Here is a 5,326-nt window from a genome sequence, read left to right on the forward strand (position 1 = left end):
TATCATATCCGATCAGACTGTCCTCATCTACATCTCTGACAATATTAGTAAAAGCGGTAAGCCTATTTGTAACAACACTTGAAGGATCAACATTTAACGCATCACAACATAACAGAAAATCCTTAATGCCATTTTCCAATCCAAACTTTTTGTAAATATTACAAGAAAAAGGTCCGCATTCATTTTTTGAATTACCCATTTCGTTAGTTCTAACTGTACAGTAAGCCTCAGCAATCCCAGTATTATTAATAGGTAGTATTGATAACATTTTTATACCATTAGGCATTTCTTTAATTTTATAAATATCATTCATAATAATTCTCCTATCATTCATGATCAAACTCAAAATAACCTTTGAAATGATCTATAAATCTTTTTTTATTATCATCACATCCGAAATACGATTTCGTTAGATTAACCTTAACACATGTGTCAAGATTAGCATAAGTTTTGATCTTAAAGATTTTCTTTAGGCTGTTGTCAAATATAGCCAACTCACCATTAAGCTTTCCAACTAAAACTTGACTATCACGTATATTGATCGCTAAAGGTTGAGAATCTAACACTATTTTTCTTTCATAAGTTAGCGTAGCCTTATTTTTTTTGATTGAAACAAAGAATTTAGCGATCGTATTATTTTTATACGCAACATATAAATCAAGCACATCACTCTCATTTTTTATTTCCGGATCCGTTAATATAAAATCATTTATTTCCGCAAAATCGGATATTTGAATTCCATCCGGAGAAGGGGCAGGTATTAAATCCAAAAGAGAAAACCTATTATCCTTGTTCTCATATATTTCGAGATACGGAATTTTATTTTTATTACCTCCTACTATTATTAGTTCCTTATCATTTACTCTTACAGTTTTCAAACATCTAATAAACCCACATTCTTTTGGTAAATTAACAGAAATTTTTAATGTGTCATTTTCAATTTCTGCAATATAACATTGAGCTTCATCATTCAAATTCTGTGTATTAACCGCCAAAAATGGATTCCCATTTGTTATAGATATCGATCTGAATGAGAGTTTATTTAATACATTATCAGATAAACCATTAAAATCTTTTATTGTCTTATCATCAGAATTCCACAAGTATACATTTTTATCGGTAATTGACCAAATAGCTTTAAGATTATTATTATCAAAGATAAGTTCAAAGTCTAAAATCGGATGGGTAGAATAGCTTAATGATAGATTTAAAAGTGTTTCCGCATCACCAGTATTTGTGTTGGTTGTTTTTAGTGTTCCATCATAAGAACAAGAAATAAAACAAAGAACATTATCATTAAAGTAGTGCTGAACTTTCCATACCCAATCTTTATGAATAGTAAATACGTTGATGCAACGCCAAACACCATTCTTGTTTCTTTTCCAATGGCTAACTGATCCATCGTACTGAGCTAATAAAATTTCATTTTCTTTTATAACATCTACATAATGTATACCATCATAAGAACCCTTATGTATTATGGTTTCCGTATCTTCACTATCCGGTGTTATGATCTGTACTGAGCGGTCATCAGATACAGTAGCCAACTTAACTTCATTACTCCTTGGCAATGTGAAATAAACCCCTGTATAAGTTGCCAGAGTTTGAAGACCATTTATTGGAGCTCCAAATACCCTAAACTGTTCTTCAATGGGATCATATTCTTGACTTATTTTATAAAAATTAGAAATATTCGAATAATCGTTATTTATAGTACATACACCAACAATTACCTTTCCCGCTTCATCTGAATTCGAAAACTTTGTAAAATGATGTAGTCCTTTCTCAGGCTCAAGCTTAAATGTATCAACATCTGCATCAATATCATTACAATCAACAAGCGTTATTTCACTTCCAAGATTAATAAAGAGCTTTCCCTCAGAATACATTATATCTTTAATAATAGTACCATTTGAGAACTCTTTAAAGCTTTCAAAGCCTCTTTCTTGATTGATAGGCTTCTTACATCTTAATATTTCATTTCCAAAACAAAGATATAAATAATCATTTGACATTGTTAATCTACTTGTCAGAGATAGTCCGCTGCTTTTATAATCGCCTTTTAAATCATGGATTCTATTCTTATCAAAGGAATTAATTATCTTTGATTCTTTTTCTGAAAAAAGATCTGTTTTATCAATTATAAAAACTTCGCCACATGCATTTGATGCTATTATAAACTGTTGTCCATCACTACCTACGGTTGTATAGATACTCTCTATATCACTACTATTAGTTGAATCAAAATCGATTTTTCTTTCTTTAGTTTTAGATTTTGGATTAAATACACTGATTGTATTTTTCCTGCAACCTAATAATATGTAAGTTTGCTTATTAATCATTGTTACACAACAGCAATTTACCCAACCTTCGCTGGGCAGATTACGAATACATTCCCAAGAGTTATTCTCAATATCATAGATCAGAGCATTACTTGCCGAAAATGCACATATATAGTCTTTATTGTCTAATTTATATTTACAAATTGTGGATGATGCAGTTTGCAATCCATTTTGTAAAAAAGTATCTTCAGAAATTTTTGTGTTATTCAATTTAATTGACGCATTAGTATTATATGAATACAGTTTGTAGTTTGATAGAGAAACATTTGTTAAATCAAGAGAATCAAGATCAATTGAAGAAATATTGTTTTGATTCATTAACGCATATACTCTGATAAATACAGAAAGAGAGTAAGAATAATCACTGTTTTTCTTTGATTTAAGGATATTAATTACCCTTTGTATAGTTTCTGCATTTGAAAAATCCGAACAAAGCGATAGTATTTCATCATTAGAAGTAACATTATCATTTTGAAAATATTTTTTCAAAATAACTAACACATTATCTTCATTGATTATAATAATCTTTTTGGCTAAAAACAAAGCTGCATAATAATCACGAAAATTTTGATGTGTAAATTCATATTCGTCCTCTTTTATACCCGTATCGTCTTTGTCCTTATGCTTGACAAAGATTTTTGATATTTTATCTCCATCAACTTGTAAATCTTGGTTAATTTCCGATAGCAGCTCCTGTAATTCTTTATCGTATATTTGAAAATCTCCTTTTAAAACTAGATGATATGCAATATATGAAAGGACATTTTCAAATGAAAGATCTTCACTTGTATCATATCTTGTTACCTGCATGATCCAATCACAATATGATTGTAAAAGGGACCCCAGTGTTTTAAATTCAAGAATCCTATCAGGTTTTTCTTTTATCAATTCTGCATACATTGACAAACCTTGAGCGGTTAATAACAAATTTCTTGTCAAAGGTGAAATATCTCTATATCTAACGGAAATATCTTCTCCTTCCAAATAATGATTGATCTGTTCCTCTGAAAGGTTACTTATTTCTACCTTTTCAAATACTTGGTCAAGCCCTCTACCAAGATTATTGAAAACATAACTATGATCTTCTCTAGAAGATAAAATTATCCTTGCTCCAAATTCTGCTCTTATATTACAAATTGATCTAGCGATAGCATTTCTTTTTTCTCTATTATTGACCTCATTCATTCCGTCAGCAAATATTATTACTTGTTTATTTGCAGCTTTAAGTAATTGTTTTACTAGTTCTTCTTCAATGTCCAAATTTCTTGATAGTTCATCCAATATCACATTATCAGAAATTCTTTCAAGATTATTAATGTCATTTAGTTCTATATAAAATGGCACTATGTTAGAATACTTTAACTCGCCATCTTCATTTTTCCCATATAAAATCTCTCTAATAAGATTCAAAAATTGATGTGTTTTCCCTGTTCCACCTTTTCCGCATAATGAAATACTGTGAGACCAATCAACAATTTTATCATCCTTATTCGAAGGAAAAACATTTTCTTCTAAGCTTAATTGTTTATTATCTCTGATTATTGTATCTAAAATATTACGTATTGGATTTTTATATGTTTCACTGTAGCTTTTGAATCTGCCATAATCCTCAATCTTTATAAAAAGTTTTTCAGCATATAATCGCGCTTTAAATAATAATTCAGTTTTGTTTACAATCAATATTCCACTCATGTTATCAATCCCTTCATATTTTTGATTATTACAACTAGAATACTACACATCAATTATACCACACTTTTTCGACAAAAAACGATAAATGCCAAAAATAACACGATATATGTAATAATTTACCACTCCACGCCTTAATAATTAAATTATATAACATAAAAATTCCTAAAATCACCTAAGGCAACACCGCGCAACAACTCTCTAAAATAAGGCATATCCTTAAAGAGATATACCTCTGCCACTATGCTTCACATGGCATACTTTATCAAGCCAACAAGCCTTTCTTGTTCGCCAGATAAAGATTCGCCAGTGCGAATATCATATTAAATTTGGCCTGCTGTTTTCGCAAGCCTCTGTACCATGTTCGTCGGAATCGGAACAATCGCTTCACCACTCCGAAAACATGCTCGACTTTTGAACGTACAGTTGATTTTCCATACTCTTCTATCTCAAATACCAGTTGATCGTTGGGTTCCAGTTTCTTTTTCGCACCTCTGCGACGGTTGATATTGTATTCTCTGCCCTCTTTTTGCTTATCCTCTGAAATATGCTCCTCAACATTCAGGTATCCCAAATCACCATAAAGCTCATCTTCATCACCATGGATCAAGTCATCAACGGCTTCCGTATCATGCACATTCGCCGCTGTCGCCTTGACGTGATGGACCAGACCGGTATCTTTGTCAACACCGATATGAGCCTTGTAGCCAAAATACCATTGATTGCCTTTCTTGACGGAATGCGCCTTGGGATCGCGCTGTCTGTCAGCATTTTTCGTAGAGGAGGGAGAGGCAATAATTGTTGAATCAACGATAGTGCCCTTTTTCAGGATAAGCTTGCAATCTTGCAGTATCTTTGAGACCTGAATGAAAAGCTGCTCCTGGATATTGTTTTCGATAAGCAGATTTCTGAATCTGCCGATAGTATCCCCGTTGGGGACTTCTTTCGGAGATGATACGCCGCAAAAATCCGAGAAAGCACGGCTGTCGAGTATTTCATTCATAACTGCCATATCGGCGAGGTCATAAAAATTCTGAAGAATATGTATTCTCAGCATCAGCTCGATTGGATACGGTTTCTGTCCGACTACTCCTTCATAATAGATCGGATCGATTATAGAAACCCAGTCTTGCCAAGGTATAAGAGAATCCATTTTCTCAAGGAACCGTCTTTTGTTGGTTTTGGCACTTTGGAATGCATCACCAAAGAGCGTGGTTTGTATTGTACTGTTCATAGCTATATTATATCACTTTTTGGGGTGGTTGGCAAGTTGTGCGGTGTTGCCCTAAATATCA

Annotated in this window: 3 protein-coding genes; all 3 read right to left on the reverse strand. The window is 32.3% G+C overall.

Annotated features, from left to right (window positions below):
- The coding region (locus CUS_RS00755; RefSeq protein ID WP_037275914.1) for a hypothetical protein at positions 1-313 on the reverse strand (313 nt) is incomplete at its 3' end.
- Positions 314-326: 13 nt separating this feature from the next.
- Positions 327-4,034, reverse strand: coding sequence for a hypothetical protein (locus CUS_RS00760; protein WP_002846937.1), 3,708 nt, complete (start codon positions 4,032-4,034; stop codon positions 327-329).
- Between the two features lie 262 nt (positions 4,035-4,296).
- A complete protein-coding gene (locus CUS_RS00765) occupies positions 4,297-5,253 on the reverse strand; it encodes an IS5 family transposase (protein ID WP_415753088.1) in 957 nt (318 codons plus the stop codon).
- Between the last annotated feature and the right edge of the window lie 73 nt (positions 5,254-5,326).

Origin of the sequence: Hominimerdicola alba 8 (assembly GCF_000178155.2) — a bacterium.
GTDB lineage: Bacteria > Bacillota > Clostridia > Oscillospirales > Ruminococcaceae > Hominimerdicola > Hominimerdicola alba_C.

Excerpts from the sequence above, each read along its gene's own strand:
- CUS_RS00760 (WP_002846937.1), bottom strand. The coding sequence starts at position 4,034 with ATGAGTGGAATATTGATTGTAAACAAAACTGAATTATTATTTAAAGCG.